This is a genomic window from Pseudaestuariivita rosea (genome assembly GCF_017592335.1).
In the GTDB taxonomy this organism is placed as follows: Bacteria; Pseudomonadota; Alphaproteobacteria; order Rhodobacterales; family Rhodobacteraceae; genus Parasulfitobacter; species Parasulfitobacter rosea.
The window spans coordinates 1-21,457 of the sequence record NZ_JACNMP010000010.1; the positions used below are offsets into that span (position 1 = coordinate 1).

General features: G+C 54.1%; 20 protein-coding genes, 1 tRNA gene and 1 pseudogene. 8 read left to right on the top strand and 14 right to left on the bottom strand.

Features of this window, described 5'->3' with window-relative positions; all coding sequences use genetic code 11:
• From H7848_RS08620 to H7848_RS08645, 6 genes are all read right to left on the bottom strand, one after another.
• A partial coding sequence (locus H7848_RS08620; protein ID WP_208350190.1) for a transposase occupies positions 1-226 on the bottom strand: 226 nt, incomplete at its 3' end.
• A 206-nt stretch (positions 227-432) separates the two neighbouring features.
• Positions 433-507: transfer RNA gene (locus tag H7848_RS08625), tRNA-Gln, on the bottom strand.
• A 164-nt stretch (positions 508-671) separates the two neighbouring features.
• On the bottom strand, positions 672-2,108 hold the full coding sequence (xylB, locus tag H7848_RS08630; protein WP_208350192.1) for a xylulokinase: 1,437 nt from the start codon (positions 2,106-2,108) through the stop codon (positions 672-674).
• 5 nt (positions 2,109-2,113) lie between these two features.
• Positions 2,114-2,890, bottom strand: coding sequence for an ATP-binding cassette domain-containing protein (locus tag H7848_RS08635; RefSeq protein WP_208350194.1), 777 nt, complete (start codon positions 2,888-2,890; stop codon positions 2,114-2,116).
• Positions 2,890-3,984: an ABC transporter permease gene (locus tag H7848_RS08640; RefSeq protein ID WP_208350196.1), complete on the bottom strand. Its 1,095-nt coding sequence runs from the start codon at positions 3,982-3,984 to the stop codon at positions 2,890-2,892. The genes H7848_RS08635 and H7848_RS08640 overlap by 1 nt, the downstream gene beginning before the upstream one ends.
• A 78-nt stretch (positions 3,985-4,062) precedes the next feature.
• The gene (locus tag H7848_RS08645; protein ID WP_208350198.1) at positions 4,063-5,082 is read right to left on the bottom strand and encodes a sugar ABC transporter substrate-binding protein; all 1,020 of its coding nucleotides are present in this window, start codon (positions 5,080-5,082) and stop codon (positions 4,063-4,065) included.
• 250 nt (positions 5,083-5,332) lie between these two features.
• Between H7848_RS08645 and H7848_RS08650 the strand changes: the two are divergent.
• Positions 5,333-6,931 (top strand): annotated as a pseudogene (locus tag H7848_RS08650) (glycosyltransferase); the annotation flags it as partial.
• A gap of 268 nt (positions 6,932-7,199) precedes the next feature.
• On the opposite strand, the gene H7848_RS19815 reads toward H7848_RS08650, so the two are convergent.
• On the bottom strand, positions 7,200-7,853 hold the full coding sequence (locus H7848_RS19815; protein WP_237072671.1) for a GntR family transcriptional regulator: 654 nt from the start codon (positions 7,851-7,853) through the stop codon (positions 7,200-7,202).
• 98 nt (positions 7,854-7,951) lie between these two features.
• Between H7848_RS19815 and H7848_RS08655 the strand changes: the two genes are divergently transcribed.
• From H7848_RS08655 to H7848_RS08665, 3 genes are all read left to right on the top strand, one after another.
• Positions 7,952-8,596, top strand: a complete 645-nt coding sequence (locus H7848_RS08655; RefSeq protein WP_208350204.1) for a pyrimidine 5'-nucleotidase — start codon at positions 7,952-7,954, stop codon at positions 8,594-8,596.
• Positions 8,597-8,675: 79 nt separating this feature from the next.
• A complete protein-coding gene (locus tag H7848_RS08660) occupies positions 8,676-8,912 on the top strand; it encodes a hypothetical protein (protein ID WP_208350206.1) in 237 nt (78 codons plus the stop codon).
• Positions 8,913-8,972: 60 nt separating this feature from the next.
• Complete coding sequence (locus H7848_RS08665) at positions 8,973-10,169, top strand: UbiH/UbiF family hydroxylase (RefSeq protein ID WP_208350210.1); 1,197 nt, start codon at positions 8,973-8,975, stop codon at positions 10,167-10,169.
• Here the strand turns inward: H7848_RS08665 and H7848_RS08670 are convergent.
• Both H7848_RS08670 and H7848_RS08675 read right to left on the bottom strand, forming a co-directional pair.
• Complete coding sequence (locus tag H7848_RS08670) at positions 10,166-10,624, bottom strand: Lrp/AsnC family transcriptional regulator (RefSeq protein WP_208350212.1); 459 nt, start codon at positions 10,622-10,624, stop codon at positions 10,166-10,168. The two genes, H7848_RS08665 and H7848_RS08670, sit on opposite strands and share 4 nt — an antisense overlap.
• Positions 10,621-11,076, bottom strand: a complete 456-nt coding sequence (locus H7848_RS08675; protein ID WP_208350214.1) for an Lrp/AsnC family transcriptional regulator — start codon at positions 11,074-11,076, stop codon at positions 10,621-10,623. Before H7848_RS08675 ends, H7848_RS08670 begins: the two co-directional genes overlap by 4 nt.
• A gap of 124 nt (positions 11,077-11,200) precedes the next feature.
• Between H7848_RS08675 and ilvC the strand changes: the two genes are divergently transcribed.
• The 3 genes from ilvC (at position 11,201) to H7848_RS08690 (ending at position 13,741) form a co-directional block, all read left to right on the top strand.
• On the top strand, positions 11,201-12,223 hold the full coding sequence (ilvC, locus tag H7848_RS08680) for a ketol-acid reductoisomerase (RefSeq protein ID WP_208350217.1): 1,023 nt from the start codon (positions 11,201-11,203) through the stop codon (positions 12,221-12,223).
• 83 nt (positions 12,224-12,306) lie between these two features.
• Positions 12,307-13,224, top strand: coding sequence for a DMT family transporter (locus H7848_RS08685; RefSeq protein ID WP_237072667.1), 918 nt, complete (start codon positions 12,307-12,309; stop codon positions 13,222-13,224).
• Positions 13,225-13,231: 7 nt separating this feature from the next.
• Complete coding sequence (locus tag H7848_RS08690) at positions 13,232-13,741, top strand: GNAT family N-acetyltransferase (RefSeq protein ID WP_208350220.1); 510 nt, start codon at positions 13,232-13,234, stop codon at positions 13,739-13,741.
• Here the strand turns inward: H7848_RS08690 and glmM are convergent.
• The 5 genes from glmM to ppdK form a co-directional block, all read right to left on the bottom strand.
• Positions 13,738-15,075: a phosphoglucosamine mutase gene (glmM, locus tag H7848_RS08695; RefSeq protein WP_208350223.1), complete on the bottom strand. Its 1,338-nt coding sequence runs from the start codon at positions 15,073-15,075 to the stop codon at positions 13,738-13,740. The two genes, H7848_RS08690 and glmM, sit on opposite strands and share 4 nt — an antisense overlap.
• The gene (gene folP / locus H7848_RS08700) at positions 15,072-16,082 is read right to left on the bottom strand and encodes a dihydropteroate synthase (RefSeq protein ID WP_208350225.1); all 1,011 of its coding nucleotides are present in this window, start codon (positions 16,080-16,082) and stop codon (positions 15,072-15,074) included. Before folP ends, glmM begins: the two co-directional genes overlap by 4 nt.
• Complete coding sequence (locus H7848_RS08705; protein ID WP_208350226.1) at positions 16,079-17,008, bottom strand: dihydroneopterin aldolase; 930 nt, start codon at positions 17,006-17,008, stop codon at positions 16,079-16,081. Before H7848_RS08705 ends, folP begins: the two co-directional genes overlap by 4 nt.
• Before the next feature lie 49 nt (positions 17,009-17,057).
• Positions 17,058-17,717 carry a cell wall hydrolase gene (locus H7848_RS08710; protein WP_419555503.1) on the bottom strand — a complete coding sequence of 220 codons (660 nt, stop codon included), beginning with the start codon at positions 17,715-17,717 and terminating at the stop codon, positions 17,058-17,060.
• Positions 17,718-17,888: 171 nt separating this feature from the next.
• Positions 17,889-20,429 (bottom strand): pyruvate, phosphate dikinase, encoded by a 2,541-nt coding sequence (gene ppdK, locus H7848_RS08715; protein WP_208350230.1) that lies wholly within the window; start codon positions 20,427-20,429, stop codon positions 17,889-17,891.
• A gap of 358 nt (positions 20,430-20,787) precedes the next feature.
• Here ppdK and H7848_RS08720 point away from each other — a divergent pair, with 358 nt between their 5' ends.
• Positions 20,788-21,369, top strand: a complete 582-nt coding sequence (locus H7848_RS08720) for a hypothetical protein (protein ID WP_208350232.1) — start codon at positions 20,788-20,790, stop codon at positions 21,367-21,369.
• Positions 21,370-21,457 lie beyond the last annotated feature (88 nt).

Sequence of the window (21,457 nt, forward strand, 5' to 3'; positions counted from 1 at the left end):
TGTCACGCTCCTCGGTCACGCGGGCCAGTTCTTTCTTAAGCCGCCTGACCTCGGCTTCCTGATCAGTCACACGCTGTGGCTTCGAAAACTGCGCCGTCCAAGTGTACAAAGACTTGGTGCTGATCCCGAGCCGTTCAGCCACCTCCTTGACCGAATATCCGCGCTCCGTGACCTGCGCCACCGCGTCGATCTTGAACTCGTCTGAGTAACGAATTTGACCTGACATATACGTCGTCCTTTGCTTCCAAAATTACCAAGCAAAGCGTCTACAAATCTAGGGGCACCTCAGACTCACAAACAGAGACTACTGCGTGAAATCCGCCCGATCCGTGCTCTTACATGCGTCTCTGTTGAAGCCACTGTCTGCCAAGCGCTCGAAAACACGCGACATTCGTGCGGTAACTGTTCAGTGTCCGAAAACAGGGAAGTGTATGGCTGGGGTGGTAGGATTCGAACCTACGATCTCCTGTACCAAAAACAGTTGCCCTACCGCTAGGCCACACCCCAATCGTGTTGCGCTAATTACGCAAGACTTGTGAATGGATCAAGAGCGTTCGGTTAAAAAAATCAAATGACAGATCAGATTTGCGTAAGGTTACCCGCTTTTGTGGCTCTTTGCGTGAAACAAGCTGCCCGCTTTGGGGGCAAGATATTCAGAGTGAGGTGAGATATCAGATGTTTTTTAGCGTTTGGTACAGCAACCGATATCTTTCTATCCGCTGTTTGTGACGATCACACTGTCTTTGGTTGGGCTTGAAGTTCACAGTGATTCTTGGAGGTGGTGCGATGGTGCCAAGTATCACTGCGTCGTGGCTGACAGCAGCAAGGCAGGCCGCTCCGAAAGCGGGTCCTATTTGGCTGTCGTCCCCGCGGCCAAGCGATAGGCCTGTTGCATCTGCGATTGTTTGCAGGACCAGATCGCTTTGCGCACCACCGCCTATGGCCAGAAGTGGCGATGGAATATTGACGACCGACGACACGACGTCAGTGGCGTCAGCGAAGCTATAGGCAATCGCGTCGATGACAGCGCGGGTCATGTCCGACTGCGTGGTGTTATTTTCCAGGCCAAAGAAGCCTGCGCGAATATCAGGATTATTATGCGGCGTCCGTTCACCCGTCAGATAGGGCAGAAAGATCGGAGAGTTTGGGTTTTGGTTTTCGGCTGCTTCGGTCAAAAGTGTGGGGATCGGGCATTTTGTGACCTCGGAAAACCAGCTGAGCGGGCGTGCGCCGTTCAGCATGGCGGCCATCTGAAACCAGCCGCCACCGGTGCAGTGGGCAAAGGTGTGCAGGCCTTTATGCGGGGCTGGTTTGAAGTGGTCTGTCGCGACAAACATCTGCCCTGACGTACCCAGCGAAATGAAGCCTGTCTGTGGCTTAATTGCGCCAACGGATATCGCGCCTGCGGCGGCGTCGCCGGCACCCGCGGCAATCGGTATGCCCGGCGGCAGGCCTGTTTCCAGGGCGGCGTTTTTTGTCAAGTATCCTGCAATCGCTGCGCCGTCTTTGATCGTCGGCAGCCAGTCAGGGTCCGTTGCGGTCAGATTGCAGAGTTCGTCAGACCACGCTTGTGCTTTCTGATTCAGCCAGAACGTGCCCGCAGCGTCCGATGGGTCAGTGACCATTTCGCCGTGCAATCTGAAGCCGATATAGTCTTTGGGAAGAAGCACATAGCGGATTATCCGATAGGTTTCGGGCTCATTTTCCTTTACCCACATCAGTTTTGGTGCCGTCAGTCCGGGCATAGGGCGCACGCCAGCGATCTGAGCAGCATCGGGATTTTTGGCTTCAATCTGCGCGCATTGGGCTGTACTGCGTCCGTCGTTCCATAAGATCGCGGGTCGAATGACGGTTTGGTCTTGATCCAATAAGACCGCGCCGTGCATCTGGCCGGACAGACCGATCGCTTTCACATCCGCGCCGTCTTGCATGACGCTGTGAATTGTTTTCAGTGTGGCGCGCCACCAGTCTTCGGGGTCCTGTTCACTGAAACCGCTTTTCGGGTGGGATATGGAAAGCGGCGCGCTGGCGGTTCGCTGCACTTTTCCCGCGTCTGTTATCAGAACCGTTTTGACCGCCGAGGTGCCAATGTCGATGCCAAGGTACACGTTGCTTAGGCCGCCTGATCTATGTGCGGTGGTTCCTTTGCGCCCGTCATAAAGGCCACGGCATCCGACATCGAATAATCTGCGGGATTGATCACGCAGAGCCTGCGTCCCAATCGGTGCACATGGATGCGGTCGGCCACCTCGAACACATGGGGCATGTTATGGCTGATCAAAATGATCGGGATGCCGCGTGCCCTGACATCCAGAATAAGTTCCAGAACCTTGCGGCTTTCCTTGACACCCAAGGCCGCGGTAGGTTCGTCAAGAATTACGACTTTTGATCCAAACGCCGCCGCGCGGGCGACCGCAACACCCTGGCGCTGACCGCCGGACAAGGTTTCGACCGGCTGGCGAATGTTCTGAATGGTCAGCAAGCCAAGCTCATTCAACTTATCGCGGGCGAATTTTTCCATTGCAGCACGATCAAGCTGCCGAAAGACTTGCCCCATAATGCCGGGTTTGCGCAGTTCGCGACCCATGAACATATTGTCCGCAATTGACAACGCGGGTGACATTGCCAGCGTTTGATAAACGGTTTCAATACCAGCCTCGCGTGCCTCGATCGGAGAGCGGAACGAAACCTTTTCCCCCTCAAGCCGGATATGACCATCATCGGGGATCACAGCACCGGAAATCGCCTTGATCAAGGTCGATTTACCGGCGCCGTTGTCGCCGATCACTGCCAGAATTTCACCCGGCATCAGGTCAAAGTCACAGTGATCCAGTGCAACAACGCGACCGTAGCGTTTCACCAGATTGCGGGCCTGTAAAATCGGTTCCATCAGGCAGCCACCTTTCTGATCCATTGATCGACTGCGACGGCACCGATGATCAGAACGCCGATCAGCAAATAGGTCCATTGCGCATCGGCATTCATAAGCCGAAGCCCCAAGGTGAAAACACCCACGATCAGTGCGCCGAACAAGGCGCCAAGGATCGATCCGCGTCCACCGAAAAGCGATATACCTCCGATAACGACAGCGGTGATGCTTTCAATGTTCAAAAGTTGGCCAGAGGTGGGCGAAACCGATCCGATCCGTCCGATCATCGCCCAACCTGCAAAGGCGCAGATCAACCCGGCCACCGCATAAACCGAGACTAAAGTGCCTTTGACATTGACGCCCGACAGTTCGGCCGCATCGGGGTCATCGCCCACTGCATAGACATGTCGACCCCAAGCGGTATGACGCAGGATATAGGTCAGAAGGACAACTAACAGCACCATGAACACAACTGCAAATGTAAAGGTTGCGCCGCCGCGTCCATCTGCATCGGCCCCGATTTTGAAGGTCGTGCCAAGGAATTGCAAAAGCGGCGCGGTTGCCTCGATGTCCTGACTGCGGATGGTTTCGTTGGCCGAATACAGAAAATTAGCCGCCAGAACGATCTGCCACATACCCAAGGTGACGATAAAGGGCGGCAGTTTCATGAAAGCCACCAGAAATCCGTTCAACGCGCCGATCGCAGTGCCGCAGGCCAGACCGCACAGGATCGCCAGTTCGACCGGTAGGCCGTAGCGGAAGGTGAACTGCCCCATGATCACCGACGACAGCACGGCGATGGCCCCCACCGACAAATCAATACCCGCCGTCAGGATCACCAAGGTCTGGGCCGAAGCAACAATGCCGACAATGGCCACCTGTTGCAGGATAAGCGTCAGGGCAAAGGGCGAAAAGAACCGTGTTCCAAGCAGAATGCCGAACACAGTGATCGAGATCATCAGAACGATCAAAGGCACCAGGGCGGGCGTGGTGTGCAGCAGATGTTGGATGTAGCCAACCCAGCCGCGTTCATGGTCATCGAACTGTGCCACCGTTTTCTGGGCGCCAGCGGCGGCCTGTTCATAGTCGCTTCCCCGCCCGGATGCGTCAGACATATTCAGCCTCCCCATGGTTTGTATGCAGAATCATATCAATTCGGGACAGGCCATATGGACCTGTCCCGACAGCATGGATTACCCCCAGCAGAGGTTCATGCCCTCTTCGACCGAGATTGACTCAACACCTTCGACCGGCTCATTCGTCACAAGCGCCACGCCTGTGTCGAAGAAGTCCTTGCCAGCGGTTGGTTCCGGTTTCACGCCGTCGTCGGCCCAGGTCTTGATGGCCTCGATCCCAAGGGAGGCCATCAGCAGCGGGTATTGCTGCGATGTGGCGCCGATCACGCCATCAGCCACGTTTTGCACACCGGGGCAGCCCCCATCGACCGAAACGATTAAGACATCGTTTTCCCGCCCAATAGCGCGCAATGCCTCATAGGCACCCGCAGCGGCAGGTTCGTTGATTGTATAAACGACGTTAATCATCGGGTCCTGGGCTAACAGGTTTTCCATGGCGCGGCGGCCGCCTTCTTCGTTCCCGGCGGTGACGTCATTGCCAACGATGCGGGGATCGTCTTCGTCGCCCCAGCGATTGGGGTCTTTGACGTCAATGCCAAAGCCCGTCAGAAAGCCCTGATCGCGCAGCACGCCGACCGACGGTTGACTGACCGCCAGATCCAGCATTGCGATCCGGGCATTTGCGGCGTCATCGCCCAGTTTGCCAGCGGCCCAGCGTCCGATCAGCTCGCCTGCCAGAAAGTTATCGGTGGCGAATGTCGCATCGGCCGCATCAATAGGCTCAAGCGGCGTGTCGAGTGCAATCACAAGGATACCCGCATCGCGCGCCTGACTGACGGCTGAAACAATGGATGAAGTGTCCGAGGCCGTGATCAAAATACCCTTCGCCCCATCGGCGATGCAGGTTTCAATCGCCTGCACCTGTGTTTCATGGTCACCATCAACCCGGCCAGCAAAGGTTTTCAGTTCGATCCCAAGCTCTTCTGCCTTGGCTGTCGCGCCCTCTTTCATTTTAACGAAGAACGGGTTGGTATCGGTTTTCGTAATCAAACAGGCCGAGACACTATGCCCCGCCGCCTGAAGCGAACCCGCAGTCGTCGCGAGCACAAGCGCCGTGCTTGCAATAAGTCTCTTCATGATGTCCTCCCATATCTCTGCCGATTTTTTTGATGGGCAGATAGGCCTTAGACAAAGCGATTTTGAACGTAACGTCAACTAAGCCTGATCGGGTTGCCCTTGATCGCGATAAGCTGGTGTTTTCATGGGGCGCTGATTGGCCGTATCTGAACAAAGCAGTAGACCCTGACACGGTGTTTATTGACCGATCTTAACGGCGGGTTAACCAGCCGTGCGCATGATGCCATTCTGAGTGCGGACGTAATTTATCATGAGCAACCAGTTTTTTCGGCTTGTCGATCCCAAACCGGTTTTACCCCGGGGTGTTGTTCATGCGAAAAAGCCAAAACTACTGGGTCGCATACTTGTGGAAATCGGCGCGATTACGACCGAGGATTTGCGACAGGCGCGCAGCTTGCAGAAACGTCACGATACACTTTTGGGTGAACTGTTGCTTGCCCACCGCCTAATCACTGAAGAACAGCTTTTTCAAGCCCTTTCCATCCAATTTCGAGCCAACATAGTTGATATTGATAAAAAGCCGCCCGATCCCAGACTGATCGATGTTTTAGGGACAGACGATTGCCTGCGACATGCTTTGCTGCCCTTGTGTCGCATTGGCGCCCTCACGGTTATCGCGACCAGCAACCCGCATGCGTTCGCAAAACATCTTGCAAGACTGCAAGACGCTTTCGGCCCCATTACAATGGCTTTGGTGCCGACCAGTCAGTTGCATCGCGCGATCCAGCAGGGAAGACCGGTGCAATTGGTCGACCAAGCTGAAAATCGTGTGCAGGATATCAACAGCTGTCGCGATTGGAACGGATGGCGCATCGCGCGTCCGGTATTATGGCTGGCACCGATCTGGATGCCGCTTATGTATTTCGCGGCAAATGCCGTTGTGGCTGCTTTGTCAATCTGGGCACTTCTCACACTGGCCCTGATCGTCGGACTTAAACTTGCAACTGGTCTTGCTGCATTACTGACGTTGCGAAAACCGACTGCTCCGCGCGAGCGTATTGTGAAATATCCGGTTATCTCGGTCATAGTTCCGCTGTTGCGCGAACGTGAAATCGCCGCACATCTTATTCAACGGCTTGCCAGGCTGGATTATCCACGAGAGGCTTTGGATATCTGTCTTGTTGTGGAACAAAACGATGTCGTTACACAGCAGACTTTGGCGCATACCCGATTGCCGCAATGGATGCGAACTTTGGTGGTGCCCAAAGGCACGCTAAAGACCAAACCGCGCGCATTGAATTATGCTTTGGATTTTTGCCGGGGTGAGATTGTAGGGATCTATGACGCCGAGGATGCGCCAGACCCTGGTCAGCTGAAGCACGTCGTGCGTCACTTTCAATCAGCGCCCGATGACGTGGTTTGCCTTCAGGGTATTCTGGATTTCTATAACGCAGGGCAAAACTGGTTGTCGCGTTGCTTTACGATTGAATACGCCACCTGGTTTCGGATGGTTCTGCCGGGTCTGCAGCGGCTTGGCATGCCGGTCCCATTGGGCGGAACAACCTTGTTTTTTCGCAGGCACATTCTGGAAGAACTGGGTCGATGGGATGCGCATAATGTAACCGAGGATGCCGACCTTGGCATTCGACTGGCGCGGCGTGGATACAAAACGGAGTTGATCCAAACCGTAACCCGGGAAGAAGCGAATTGCAGGCCTTGGCCCTGGATCAAGCAAAGGTCAAGATGGCTGAAGGGCTATGCGATAACCTATGCCGTTCACATGCGGCGTCCTGTGCAGCTTTGGCGTGATCTTGGCGGAAAAGGCTTTCTTGGATTTCAGATCATGTTCTTATGCGCCTTGTCGCAATACGCGCTTGCGCCGCTGCTTTGGTCATTCTGGCTTATTCCGCTTGGGTTCTGGCATCCGGTGGAAGCGGTCCTGCCTCCGGTTGTGCTGGTTATGGCAGCTGCGATCTTTCTTATCACCGAAGCGATCAATATCGGCATGGCAAGCTATGCAATATCGCGAACGCAACATCGCAGCCTGATATTCTGGGTGCCGACATTGCATGTTTACTTCCCGCTGGGGGCTTTGGCGATTTACAAAGGGCTATGGGAAATGATTACCAAGCCGTTTTACTGGGACAAGACGGATCACGGTTTTTATCAGACCAATTTTACTCAGCTGCCTGAGACGCGGCCGCGTCCGATTTCAATCGGGCCTGAAACGCCTGCGATATGTGGTCCTTCAGAGCATGATATGCGGCCTCTCCATCCCCTTTTTCGATCGCACGAACGATAGCTTCGTGTTCGTTCAAGGCCAGTTCCCCCCGCCCGTCAATGGCCAAGGATGTCGTTGCTAACAGCGCCATGGACCGATGTACCAGATCAAGCTGCTGAACCAGATAGCGGTTGTGTGAGGCCAGATGAACCTGCTTGTGAAACCGCCTGTTGGCACGGGCGAGTGCTGCCGGATCGCCCAGTAACTGCCGATCTTCTTCAACCATTTCGCGCAACACACTGATTTCTTCGGGGGCGGCATGGCGTGCCGCCAGTCTTGCTGCCAGTCCTTCCAACTCGGTCCGGACGACATAAAGTTCGGCCAGTTGATTGTGATCCAATGACGCAACGATCAGGCTGCGTCCGTCGCGCGACAAAAGCGACTGTGTCTCAAGGCGCTGCAACGCTTCGCGAATAGGGGTGCGCGATACACCAAACCGATCCGCCAATTCGCTTTCGACCAGCCTGTCCCCAGGCTTATAGATGCCAACGTCAATCGCATCCAATATCATGGCATAGGCGTCCTTTTGCCCGGTTTTAAGCATTTGCATCATCTGGGCCTTTCTTTAAGCAGCCATGGTGCCCGACCTGACACCAGCAATCAAGGCTTCGAATTGCACAGCCTGCGGCACGTCGCTAGCTTATGCTTATGGTAGCATATGATTTTCGACATATAGATGCGTGGGTTTTCGATTTGGACAACACGCTTTACCCGCCGCAGATGCGACTTTTCGATCAGATCGAAGTGCGCATGACTGATTATGTATCCCGCACTTTGCGAATTGATCGTGACCATGCGGATCATTTGCGAACGACCTATTGGCAAAAATACGGAACAACATTGGCCGGTCTGATGGCGGAGCACGGGGTTGATCCCGACCCGTATCTTGACCACGTTCACGATATCGATTTCAGCCCGCTTCAGCCTGACCCGCAGCTTGCAAAAAACATTGCGGCCCTGCCGGGGCGAAAGATCGTTTATACGAATGGGTCAAAGCCCTATGCCGAACAGGTGCTTGCGGCACGCGGATTGGGTGGCCTGTTTGACCAGGTCTACGGGGTTGAGCATGCCGATTACAGACCCAAGCCCGAACGCGCCGCTTTTGAGCGTGTCTTTGAAATTGATGGCTTAAAGCCCGAGGCAGCCGCAATGTTCGAAGACGATCCGCGCAATCTGTCTGCGCCGCACCAGATGGGCATGCGCACCGTTCATGTCGCACCTGTGGCGCAACATGAACCCCACATTCACTATCATACAGACGACCTGGCATACTTCTTATCTTTACTGGCTTAGCTGCACTGCGGCAATTCATCACCTTAGAAAAACGCTCAGGGATTATACATGCATCTGAATTGTATAATTGGAGCAGTTGATGACCACACAAACCCGCCCCGTCTGGCACCGATTTTTCTTTCAGGTTCCCATCCTTGGCTGGATCGCCCGCGATGTGTCAGAAGGCGATGAAAGTAATATCTACTATGCGCTTATCACCTTTGTTTCCAGCTGGCTTAGTGCGATCCTGATCTTTGGCTATCCGGGGCTGATCATACCCGCATTGATGCTGGTGCCGCTGATGTTTATCGCGTTGATCCTGATTTCACGCGGGTGACGACCTGTCGCTTGGCCTTGGTTCACTTTGGACCTATCATAGTGGATCGGAGGCGTTAGAATGAAACAGGTTGATATCGTTATTTCCGGTGGGGGTGTTGCGGGTCTGACCGCCGCTGCGGCATTCGGGGCAGAGGGGTTTGATGTGTTATGCGTCGATCCTGCACCACCCGTCACGGAACGAAATGTTGAGGGCGCTGATCTGCGCACCACCGCGTTTCTGCAGCCTGCACGTGATTTCCTTGAACAGGCGAACCTTTGGCCGCGACTGCAGGATTATGCCACTGATCTGGCTGTTATGCGCATTGTCGATGCGGGCGGGCCGCGGATTGCCGCGCGTATGACCAAGGATTTCCGGTCATCTGATATCTCGGATCAACCGTTCGGTTGGAACCTGCCGAACTGGTTGTTGCGGCGCGAAATGACCGCCCGACTGGCAGAGCTGCCGAATGTCGATTTCAGACCGGGCGTCGCCGTCGCTGATGTCGTGACCCGGGAAACACAGGCCATCGTGATGCTGTCAGACGGCGATCAGATCAGAGCGCGGCTGGTGATCGGCGCCGATGGTCGCAATTCGGCCGTGCGGCAGGCCATTGGGGTAGGCGTGAAAACCCGCCGCTATGGTCAGAAAGCCCTGGCGTTTGCCGTGACCCATTCCGTGCGCCATGAAAATGTTTCAACTGAAATTCACAGATCAGGCGGGCCATTCACCTTGGTTCCGCTGCCTGATTACGAAGGCCGCCCGTCATCGGCCGTTGTCTGGATGGAAGAGGGGGCCGAGGCCAAACGCCTGTTTGACCTTGCTGTCCCAGAGTTCGAAGAGGCGATGACCGAACGATCCTGCTACGTCAATGGCCCGCTGAAGCTGGCATCGCAAAAGACAATCTGGCCAATCATCAGCCAGATCGCCGACCGGTTTTACGGTGAACGAACCGCACTGGTGGCCGAGGCGGCCCATGTCGTGCCCCCTATCGGCGCGCAGGGTCTGAATATGAGTCTTGCGGATATTTCAGTGCTACTTGATCTGGCGAAACAGAAACCGGATGCGTTGGGATCGACCGAGATGCTGCAAAAATACCACCGCAGTCGCTATCCTGAGATTCAACTGCGTGTCACTGGCGTCGATATGTTGAACAGGGCATCCATGCTGAAGGCCCAACCATTGAAGGATCTGCGCGCGTTTGGACTGAATGCGTTGCATAGCGTGACACCCGTTCGAAAATCCCTGATGAAGCTAGGGCTTGGCGTGCGTGGCTAACCGATTGGTCCGGCCAGACGTTCTTCGCTGAGCAATACATTTGCCTCGACGTTGCCGACGCCGGGCAGGGTCATAATCCGTCGGCGCAGAACGCGTTCAAAATCCGGGATATCGCGGGCCACGACCCGCAAGCGATAATCATACATGCCCAAAACATGCTGGACGGTTTGCACTTCGGGAATAGCGATGACGGCACGTTCAAAGTCATCAAGACTCACACGCCCTTTGGTTGCCAGTTTGATCCCCAGAAATACAGTCACCGTAAAGCCCAGTTTCTGCAGATCAAGATCAAGTCGTTGACCCGCCAGCACTTTATTGTCCTGCAACCTTTTGATCCTGCGCCAGCAGGCGGGCTGGCTGATACCAAGGCGCCGCCCGATTTCCCCCGCACTTAGCGTCGCATCATCAGCCAGGGCGCGCAGGATGCCCCGGTCGGTTTCATCCAGATCAATCATATCGGCAGTGCCTGGGTTGATTTGATTTCGGCTACCTGCATCAAGGCCTCGATATCCGCGATATGTGGCAGCGTCAGGATCTTGCTGCGATAGATATCCTGATAATGCTGCATGTCCCGCGCCAGTACTGACAGGCGCACATCCACCTGGCCCAGAAATGTTTGAATTTCAATGACTTCGGGGATCAGACGGGCCGTTAACAGAAACTGATCAAAGGCGGTCGCTTCAGACTTATCTAACGTAATGCGCAGACTGACCTCGACCTCATACCCAAGGGCGTGCCAGTTGATAATCGCCTTACGCCCCTGCAAAACGCCACGATCTTGCAGTTTTTCCAAGCGTCGCCAGCAGTTTGCGGCAGAGATATTGGTTAGTTCTGCCAGCTCTTTTGTGGAAGCGCCGGGAAAGGCCTGCAGTTGGCGCAACAAACGCCGATCCAGATCATCTAGCATGATTTTTTTATTTTATTAAAAAACATGAATGAATTTTTGCAAATATTTCCAGAAATATCAAACTATGAAAATCAAATCTCAGCTTTAATGTTATTTTGCCTGCAGACATCAATAGGAGAGACAGATGCGCGTTTACTACGATCGTGATTGCGACGTTAACCTGATCAAAGACAAAAAAGTCGCTATTCTTGGGTATGGCAGCCAAGGGCATGCCCATGCGCTAAACCTGCGGGACAGCGGTGCAAAGAACCTTGTCGTGGCGCTGCGTGAAGGCTCTGCCAGCGCGAAAAAGGCCGAGGCTGAGGGGCTGCAGGTCATGGGTATCGCTGAAGCAGCGGCTTGGTGCGACCTGATCATGTTCACAATGCCCGACGAATTGCAGGCGGAAACATACAAGAAGTACGTTCATGACAATATCCGTGAAGGTGCGGCGATTGCCTTCGCCCACGGTCTGAACGTTCACTTCGGTCTGATCGAACCAAAACCCGGTATCGACGTTATCATGATGGCGCCCAAAGGTCCCGGTCACACGGTGCGTGGCGAATACACCAAAGGCGGTGGTGTGCCGTGTCTTGTGGCGGTGGACACCGATTCCAGCGGTAAGGCGCTTGAGCTTGGTCTGTCGTATTGTTCCGCCATCGGTGGCGGACGGTCTGGCATCATCGAAACCAATTTCCGGGAAGAATGCGAAACAGATCTGTTTGGCGAACAGGCGGTCTTGTGCGGTGGTCTGGTTGAACTGATCCGCGCTGGTTTCGAAACACTGGTTGAGGCCGGATATGCACCCGAAATGGCCTATTTCGAATGTCTGCATGAGGTCAAACTGATCGTTGATCTGATCTACGAAGGCGGGATCGCGAACATGAACTACTCGATCTCGAATACTGCAGAATACGGAGAATACGTCAGTGGGCCGCGGGTTCTGCCCTATGATGAAACCAAAGCGCGTATGAAGGGCATTCTGACCGATATTCAAACCGGTAAGTTCGTGCGTGATTTCATGCAGGAGAACGCCGTTGGGCAGCCGTTTTTCAAGGGCACACGCCGTTTGAACGACGAACACCAGATTGAAGAGGTCGGGAAGAAACTGCGCGGTATGATGCCGTGGATTTCCGCCGGCAAGCTGGTCGATCAGGATAAAAACTGATTTAGTGAAAGCCCGCACTGCATCGATAAATGGTGCAGTGCTTTTAAGGCCGGTAAAGGTCGATGGTCTAAAGTAGGTGCTGCTTGGAAAATCCCGGATTGATCAACTGGGGCCGGATTATCCTGGTCGGCCTGATCTGGGGTGGTGCCTTTATGGCCGTCAAAATCGCGCTTGACGGATTTCAGCCGCTGACTTTGGCCGCCGGCCGTATTCTGATCGGTGCCTGCGCGCTATACATGCTGTTGAAGCTGCGCGGTGGCCGTTTGCCGCCTCTGCACGACCGAACGCTTTGGCGCTTTATTCTAGCTATTGGGATACTGTCGTCCGCCCTGCCGTTTGCGTTGCTCAGCTGGGGGCAGCAGTACGTGCCGTCGGCCTTCGCTGGCATGACAATGGCGGCCTTGCCGATCTTTGTTCTGCCCCTGGCACATTTCTTCGTACCCGGTGACCGGATGAGTTGGCGCAAATCATTTGCCTTTGGGATCGGTTTTATTGGTACGACAATCCTGGTTGGAACGGGCGGATTGGGCGAGGTTGACGGAACGATTGAGCTGGTCGCGCGAACGGTGTGTATTATGGCAGCCTTTTGTTACGCTGTCGGGTCAATCGTGACCCGTCTTTGTCCCGAAGTCGACCAACTGGCGCTGTCGACCGCTGCGCTGCTCGTTTCAACTATTGTGATGGTGCCAATCGCGTTGATTGTCGAAGGCGTGCCACCTGTGCCGCCACTTATCCCACTATCTGCACTCATATACCTGGGTCTGGTTCCGACCGCAGTTGCTTTCATCATAAAGGTCGCAGTGATACGGTCGGCGGGGCCAAGTTTCATGACCTTGACGAACTATCAGGTACCTGTCTGGTCTGTCCTCTTTGGATATTTTTTCATGCAAGAGGCCCTGCCGCCGCAACTGTTTCTGGCCTTGATCCTAATCCTGTCAGGTATTGCGCTTAGCCAATGGTCGACCTTAAAACGTATCTTCTTTGTAAAGACCAAGCCATAAGCCCAAAATGACCGATATCAAAATTGAGTTCGCGCATCGCAGATATCTGCCACAGATATTGGAAATGACTATGCAGACACAGATCGAACATGCCGACCGGCAGCCAGATCAGTTTTCAAAAACACAGTTAGAGCCAAGCCTCTTGAAATTCTATAGATCCAGCTTTCGGCGTTGGGGCTTCTTACCTGCTTTCGCGTCTCAGCGTGTCATCGCCGCAGTTCAGGGTGATCATTTGGTCGGGTATATTGCCCTAAAGTTTAGAAGAGTCAGACGGTCGATTGTTTGGAGCGCCACAATCTATGACATTCGCGTCGACGCGGCCTTTCAGGGGCAAGGAGTCGGGCGCAGGTTGGTTGATTTTGCAACGACAGTGGCGAAGGACCGCGGATGTTTCATGATGTACGCGCACATATGGCATGACAACATCAGGTCGGCGCGGCTGTTTAGCTCTTGTGGCTTCGAAGAACACTACAGCCTCTACGGGCTTAGTCTGATGGAAACAGATGACGGCGGCTAAGTTGCTGCTTGCACCTCGGCCACGATGCCATCAACTACGTTTCTCAACAGGGCCTCGTCTTCGCACTCGGCCATGACCCGGATCAGCGGCTCGGTTCCGGATTTTCGGATCAACAAGCGTCCCTGGCCGTTCAACTCGGCTTCAGCCGCTGCGATGCGTGTTTGAACGGACTTTGTTTTCAGCGGATCACTGCTTTCATACCGCACGTTCTTCAAAAGCTGAGGCACCGGTTCAAATTGCTGTGCCAGACTGCTGGCGGGTTGACCGGTTCTGACCATCTCGGCCAGGAATTGCAGGCCAGCAATCAGACCATCGCCGGTGGTGGCATAATCGGTCATCACGATATGCCCCGATTGTTCGCCCCCCAGGTTCCAGCCGCCTTTTCGCATCGCCTCGACCACATATCTGTCACCGACGGGGGTCCGCTCAAGCTTTAGATCTTTGGATTTCAAAAACCGCTCAAGTCCAAGGTTCGACATGACTGTTGCGACCAAAGTGCTGTCCAGCAGGCGCCCTTCATCTGCCCATTTCGCTGCCATCAGGGCCATCAATTGATCGCCATCGGCCACGGTTCCGTTTTCATCCAGGATCATGACGCGGTCGGCGTCACCATCCAGACAAATGCCGACATGGGCGCTGTGGGCTATAATCGTATCAGCTGCAGTCTGCGGCGCGGTTGATCCGCATCCGTCATTGATGTTGAAACCATTCGGTGCGGCACCCACCGGAATGACATCCGCGCCAAGTTCCCACAGAACCTCAGGCGCCGTTTTATAGGCCGCACCGTGGGCGCAATCGATCACGACTTTCAGCCCATCCAAGCGGATGCCGGGCACTGTGGACTTGACCCTTTCATTATATCGAAAGCGCCCATCATAGATGTGTTTTGCCCGGCCGATATTCTGTGATTGAGCCGGTTCAACGCCGCTTTCCAGCATACTTTCGATCTCGGCCTCGGCCTCATCGTTCAGTTTGAAACCATCCGGGCCAAAAAATTTGATACCGTTATCGTGGTGCGGATTGTGGCTGGCTGATATCATGACCCCTACATCGGCGCGCATTGATGGTGTCAAAAAACCAACCGCGGGCGTCGGAACCGGGCCAAGCAGCAATACATTCATCCCGGTCGAGGTAAAACCGGCCGTCAGCGCGTTTTCGAACATATAGCCCGACAGCCGTGTATCTTTGCCGATCACCACGCGATGGGCCCTGCTGTTGTCGCGTCTGAAATATCGACCCGCTGCCGCCCCAAGGCGCAAGGCCATATCTGCGGTCATTGGGTGCGCATTTGCCCGACCTCGAACGCCGTCCGTTCCGAAGAGTTTGCGTGTCATGGGTGCCCCATATCTATGGCCTGACTTACGATCAGGGCTTGTTTGACCGATTTGATATCATGAACACGATGAATCTGCACCCCTTGGGCGATACCATAAAGTGTCGTCGACAAGGTGCCGGGTAAACGTTCTGCCGGGTCAGGTGCATCAGTCAGCTTAGCAATAAAGCTTTTGCGTGAAGCACCCAGCAAAATCGGAACGCCCAAACCGTGAAAAAGGCCAAGCCCGTTCAAAAGTTTCAGATTATGTTCAAGTGTTTTGCCAAACCCGATACCCGGATCAACAATGATCTGATCGCGTCGGACGCCACGGGCTTCGGCATATTCAATCCGTTCCTGCAGAACGTCATAAACATCCAGCAAGACATCATCATATTGCGGGGCCTGCTGCATTGTCTCGGGGTCGCCCTGCGCATGCATTAGACAGATCGGAGTATTTTGCGCAGATGCAACAGCGCCGATCTTTGGGTCAAAGGTCATCGCAGCCACATCATTGATCAGTGTTGCGCCCGCATCGAGTGCGGCTTTTGCAACATCGGCCTTACGTGTATCGATTGACAGTGGCACCTGCGACTGTCCACGGATTGCTTTTATCACAGGTTGAGTGCGCCGAATTTCTTCTTCGATATCAACATGTGCCGCGCCGGGTCGTGTGCTTTCCCCGCCGATATCGATGATATCCGCGCCGTTTTCTATCATCTTGATCGCATGGCGGCTGGCGATTTCGGCGGTATCAAATTGCCCACCGTCCGAAAAGCTGTCCGGTGTGACGTTCAGGATCCCCATAAGCGTCGGATTGCCGAAATCCAGTCCCGCCATGGGGGCTCTGGGGCGGCTTATGTTTCGAAGAACGTCGTCTGGGACATCTTTGATGGAAACAAGACTGGGTATTTCGCCCCGGATCAATCGCTCAGCATGGGTAAACCATGCCCAGCCACCTGCAATTGATGCAGCATTGTCCGGACGCTTACTGCCGGTCTGTGCGATAGGGCGGTAATAGGTCGTCATTTCAGGGGCAGGTCGCATTGATTTGGTGAGACGAAAACAGTTTTATTGTCGTTGCGATGTCTTTGATCTTCACCAATGACAAAAAGCTGACGAGCGTTTACCTGAGTTGCAAACCAATTCATCAGGCCAAGAACATCTGTTGGCTGAACTGATGGCCCGTCTACAGCATCCAGAACGATTTTTGATGGGGCCCAGACCGCGATCTGGTTGTTTTTCATAGACCAATCAAGCTCGGTCAGGGTTTCGACAACAACGCACCGTCTATCCTTGCCGGCCAGTACCCAGGCATTTTGCTCAATCGCCAAAAGATCAATACGGCGTTGCGCCAAAGCAGCTTGCGATCTGGGTCTTGTGGACAACGCCATGCCGACAGATAGAATGGTTGGTATGGCCCTTTCTTCGATCTGATCAATCCAGGTGCTTAAACAAGGACTGTGGATCGCTTCTTCTGACAAGAATAAAACGACTGGTTTTGGATCTTCCATCGATCGCTTTTCAATTGATCGCAAGGGTCTTGATCGGACAATTTCGACCCCTAGTGCATACGGCCCCTGGTCAAGCTTTTCGATGCGAACAAACGCGCGCATCGCCTGAGGTTCCAGCAAAATGCGGTCTGCAATCCGTTCGGCCAGCGTCTCAAGCAGGTTTATGCGTTCAGCGGCCAGTTCGATATCGATAGCTTCTGTCACGCGATCATAAGACAGGATACGGTCCACATCGTCATTTATCGGCCCGGTCAGTGGTTTGACTTCGACGACAATGTTGAAGCACACACGCTGTTGGGTGCCGCGTTCGGCCTGAAATGCCCCGATTTCAACTTCGACAGTATGGTCGCGAACCGAAATTCGGTCCAATGGATCACCCATAGATGTGGCTGCCGACCTTTCAGACGGGTGTGCGAACGCAAGGTGGATATCACTTGTCATTCGACACCTGTTGCCCAGATTGCCGATGATGTCAAAGCCTAGCCGCTAATCATCGCTGGGCGGTCTGATAGCTTTGTCTGTAAAAGTGGTGATACCCGATTGTAGCCGTTCTGGGATAGACATTCGACCAGTGCGGGCGAACGGCTTTGGTGTGATAATGGGTGGCGCCGCCTGTCAGATCCTGAGGTGCATCACCGTTCAGGATCAGCATCGCGACCTTGCCCACGCGCACAAACGCACGCTGCTCGGCAATCACCTCTTTGATGCCATCACATGTATAGCTGAACTGACATGCATGCTTTCGACCCGTTCCCTGGTTGATCACAGCGCAAACCGTATCAGGATACCTTCTGTTTTCGACGCGGTTCATAATGACCTCGGCCACAGCGAATTGCCCCTTGACGCTTTCGCCACGCGCTTCGAAATAAAGCGCCTCGGCCAGACAGCGCCATTCGGTTCCGCCACGGACCAGTTCTTGCTCTGCCAGCCAAGCGCGGGTGTACTCGATTTCAGTTGCGGCACTTTCGTCTGGTTGGACCTGAGAGAGCTGTCGCAGACGTTTTTCGTCCAGCATGTCGACGACATACCGTTCCTCTTCCATCAGAGATGAAAGTTGAATTTCCGCATGATCGCTGATCTCATCCGCAAAAGTCGTAAGTGGCGTCAGACCAAATATGACGCCCGCCCCCAAGATGGCAAAAAGTTTCATAATATCACCCAGTTTTAGATCATCTGCATGGCAGCCTGCAAATGCTGCGCTGTCTAGCGAATGGATTCCCTTTCGTCCAGTATGGATTCCATGACTTTAAACCGCACCCCGGCCACCAAGCGCTGGATAGCGGTCATAAGTTGCTATTTCGTTCACAGCCTTTGACATGGTTCATTTTTCTCTCAGTGCAAGCTGAGCGGCTGCCAATCGCGCAACCGGAACCCGAAAGGGCGAGCAAGAAACATAGTCAAAACCCGCTTTTCTGCAGAATTCAATTGATGCCGGTGTGCCCCCGTGTTCGCCACAGATTGACAGCACCAGATCTTTTTTGACGGATCGCCCACGTTCCGCGCCGATCTGTAACAGTTCCCCGACGCCATCAAGATCAAGGGTGTGAAATGGGTCTTCCGCATAGACACCCTGCTGCACATAAGCTGACATGAACCGACCTGCGTCATCACGTGACAGACCATATGTCATCTGGGTCAAGTCATTGGTGCCAAAGCTTAAAAAGGCCGAATTCTGTGCGATTTCGCCTGCACGTAACGCAGCCCTGGGGGTTTCGACCATGACACCAAGACGATAGTCGAAGTCTGCACCACGTTCCATCCGCACTGCTGCGGCTACTGCATCGATTCTTGTTTTGACCAACTCAACTTCACGTTTTGCGCTGACAAGGGGGATCATAATTTCGGGTACAACAGCGGCACCCTTTTGGCTGGCTTCGATGGTGGCTTCAAAAATTGCCCGCGCCTGCATGTCATAAATCTCAGGGACCGTGATGCCCAGACGAACACCGCGCAACCCTAGCATCGGATTGAATTCAGACATTGCCTCAACCCTTAGTGTCACGTCTGACAAGGGCATATTCAATGCATCGGCCAGTTCACGCAGGCCTTCACGGGACCCAGGTAGAAATTCGTGAAGCGGTGGGTCAAACAGACGAATACAGACGGGTGCCTGTTGCATTATATCAAAAAGTTGAACGAAATCAGCTCGCTGCATGGGTAGAAGCCGCTCAAGCGAAGCACGGCGGTCTTCGGGCCTGTCTGCAAAGATCATCTCGCGCATGACCGTCAGGCGGTCCAATTCAAAGAACATATGTTCGGTTCGGCAAAGCCCGATCCCTTCGGCCGCAAAGTTGCGGGCAGTTTGTGCATCCGCCGGGGTGTCTGCGTTTGCACGAATGCCGATGTCGCGATATTCGTCGGCCCAGGTCAGCAGGGTTCGAAATGCGTCGTCCAGACCGGCCTCGACCATTTTGGGGGCACCCGCCAGAACTTCGCCCCTGGTTCCGTCTATTGTCAGAATATCGCCTTCCTGGAAAACACGCCCGTCTGCGGTCTTCAGGGTTTTAGCTCGCGCATCCAGGTTGAAGCCCATAGCCCCCACGATGCAGGGCAGACCAAGCCCACGGCCGATCACGGCAGCATGGCTGGTCATTCCACCCCGTTCGGTCAAGACCGCATGGGCCGCATGCATTCCGCGAATATCTTCAGGTGTCGTTTCGCGTCGGACCAGAATACAAGGTTCGCCACGTGCGGCAGAGGCCTGCGCATCATGTGATGAAAACACCAACTGACCGGTCGCCGCGCCTGGGCTTGCCGCAATACCGGTTCCAATGCGGTCCCGCGGGGCGTGTTGATCGACTTGCCTGTGCAAAAGCTCGTTTAACGCCGAAGGTTCAATTCGCAAAATAGCTTCGGGTCGGCTGATGACCTGATCATTCGCCAAATCCACGGCAATTCGAACCGCCGCGCGGGACGACCGGGGCATGCGAACGGCGTCAAGTATGTATAAAGTGCCGTTTTCAATCGTAAACTCGACCTGCATCTCTTCGCGCAGGCGTTGTCTGGATTTATCACCACACACCAAGAGGTGTTCAAAGACATCGGGGGCACGATCCTGCAAGGACGGCCCGCGCTCATCTTTGGTAATGTAAAGCGCTTCTATTCCTACCGAAAGCGCGTCGCGTCCCTGGCTTTGGCCCAGATAGCGGCCAGTGATCCGGGGTTGTCCGGTGTCTGGATCTGCAAATTGTATCACGCCAGAGCCGCATTCGCCTTTTCCCAGACCCAATGCCATTTCCTGAACGACCAAGCCAAGGCCGGCGTCGGCTGGGGCACCTTTGGCTTGCCGCAATAGCCGGGCGCTTGTGCCTTCCCAAGCGCGCGCCATAGATTTTAGAACCTCGGCCAGTTGATGCGCGGGATCCTGGGGGAAGGGTTCGTCGGTCTCGATTTCATAGGCTGCCAAAGCACGCTTCACAGCTTCGGGTGTCGATGTGTCGTGAAAATCGAACTCTTCCGCATCCAGTCTGGCCACGTGGATCGCGTAGGATTGAATAAAGCGCAAGTACAAGGCATTTGCAGCCTCAGACCCCAATGTCTTGGACAGTTGCACGAGACGTGCGTTATTCATCCCGATGTTCAAAATGGCGCCCGGACCACCCCAGTCGGGATCCTGAGAGCTGGGCCGAACAGACACGATCGGTGCGGGCCCAAAGGGCTGCATAAGTGCAGACATATCTGGCAGTTGACCAGCGGCGATGCCATGCACTGCCGCAAAGGACAACGCAACGGTTGTTGGCACAGGCATTTCCAGCCTGATCAATCGCTGCAGGCACTTCGCGCGCCCGCCATATTGATCAACTGAAATCGCGGCCGTTGGCGTAATCAGCGCGAAGTCTTTGAAATCACTGTGTTTCTGCACTGCAGCATACCTTTGTCATGGGCGCAGCATAGGGCCAAAGCGATTCCATACAAGAAAAAGCTGCATGCAATGATCCAAACGTCTGATATCGGCTGGATCGTCAATACACAGATTTACGTCGTCAAATTCGTGTGCAGTGCGGAAAGGTATCGAAAGCTTTGTGTATTTCCGTATTGGCAATAGGGGGCGTAGAGCCTTTCATTACAATAGTTTTTCGTATTAAATAATGACCGATTTTACCCACTACTATATTGGATCCAGAATGCGGTTTAAGTATATCTTTGCGATTTTTCTTGCAGTTTGCCCCACTTCGTCATGGGCACAATGACAAGAGCCAAATTTGGCAGACAGAATAGTCATGGCATTAAATGAAGTCTGGCCGGATGAACGCTTTGAGGTCAGTTTTGATCGCTGTCAGATGAGATATTCTCAGCGTAGCTCCATGCTGAATGCCCGCAGCGTTGAATATTGGTGGCTGGCCGATTTGCGCACTGATCCCGATAGTGTCCGGGCAGAAGCGCAATTGATGTGTGATGCATCCGGGCGGACCCGGAAGAACGTTACGATCATTTATGAAGTTCAGCATAATGTCAAAGACGCAAACGCTGCGGACCGCCAGAGATACATGCGCAGATACGACCAAATGATGGACGAACCGCCCTTTAGCTTGCGTGAATTGTTCGATTCTGGCGGACTGATCGCGCAACACGAACGCCAGTTAAGCGAACAGTTGTCCGAGCTTTATAAGGAGCAAATTGATGGTGAATATGTCCCTTTTCTAGCCCGCAATCATGGCGGGGTTCGATTTGACACTGAAACCAACAAGGACCTTTTTCATATCGAGGGATTTTCAGTCGATCCTCTGGTTTTTGTTTTCAAAGGTGATGTGCTGAACGGTTTGCTAACCGATATTCACGCCCACCGGATACAAAACTGCTGAGTCTGCGCCCGTGCTTTGGTGTTTACGCAAGTCGTTACCCGCGCCAACCATTTTGCCCAAATCATCTGAAGTCTTGCCCTGACACTGT

Coding starts and splice junctions, on each gene's coding strand:
- H7848_RS08640 (WP_208350196.1), bottom strand. CDS start 3,984: ATGTCTGACGCATCCGGGCGGGGAAGCGACTATGAACAGGCCGCCGCT.
- H7848_RS08705 (WP_208350226.1), bottom strand. CDS start 17,008: ATGACAAGTGATATCCACCTTGCGTTCGCACACCCGTCTGAAAGGTCG.
- folP (WP_208350225.1), bottom strand. CDS start 16,082: ATGACGACCTATTACCGCCCTATCGCACAGACCGGCAGTAAGCGTCCG.
- H7848_RS08720 (WP_208350232.1), top strand. CDS start 20,788: ATGGCATTAAATGAAGTCTGGCCGGATGAACGCTTTGAGGTCAGTTTT.
- H7848_RS08690 (WP_208350220.1), top strand. CDS start 13,232: ATGACCGATATCAAAATTGAGTTCGCGCATCGCAGATATCTGCCACAG.
- glmM (WP_208350223.1), bottom strand. CDS start 15,075: ATGACACGCAAACTCTTCGGAACGGACGGCGTTCGAGGTCGGGCAAAT.
- H7848_RS08635 (WP_208350194.1), bottom strand. CDS start 2,890: ATGGAACCGATTTTACAGGCCCGCAATCTGGTGAAACGCTACGGTCGC.
- H7848_RS08660 (WP_208350206.1), top strand. CDS start 8,676: ATGACCACACAAACCCGCCCCGTCTGGCACCGATTTTTCTTTCAGGTT.
- H7848_RS19815 (WP_237072671.1), bottom strand. CDS start 7,853: ATGCAAATGCTTAAAACCGGGCAAAAGGACGCCTATGCCATGATATTG.
- H7848_RS08670 (WP_208350212.1), bottom strand. CDS start 10,624: ATGATTGATCTGGATGAAACCGACCGGGGCATCCTGCGCGCCCTGGCT.
- H7848_RS08655 (WP_208350204.1), top strand. CDS start 7,952: ATGGTAGCATATGATTTTCGACATATAGATGCGTGGGTTTTCGATTTG.
- H7848_RS08675 (WP_208350214.1), bottom strand. CDS start 11,076: ATGCTAGATGATCTGGATCGGCGTTTGTTGCGCCAACTGCAGGCCTTT.
- ilvC (WP_208350217.1), top strand. CDS start 11,201: ATGCGCGTTTACTACGATCGTGATTGCGACGTTAACCTGATCAAAGAC.
- H7848_RS08710 (WP_419555503.1), bottom strand. CDS start 17,717: ATGAAACTTTTTGCCATCTTGGGGGCGGGCGTCATATTTGGTCTGACG.
- H7848_RS08645 (WP_208350198.1), bottom strand. CDS start 5,082: ATGAAGAGACTTATTGCAAGCACGGCGCTTGTGCTCGCGACGACTGCG.
- H7848_RS08665 (WP_208350210.1), top strand. CDS start 8,973: ATGAAACAGGTTGATATCGTTATTTCCGGTGGGGGTGTTGCGGGTCTG.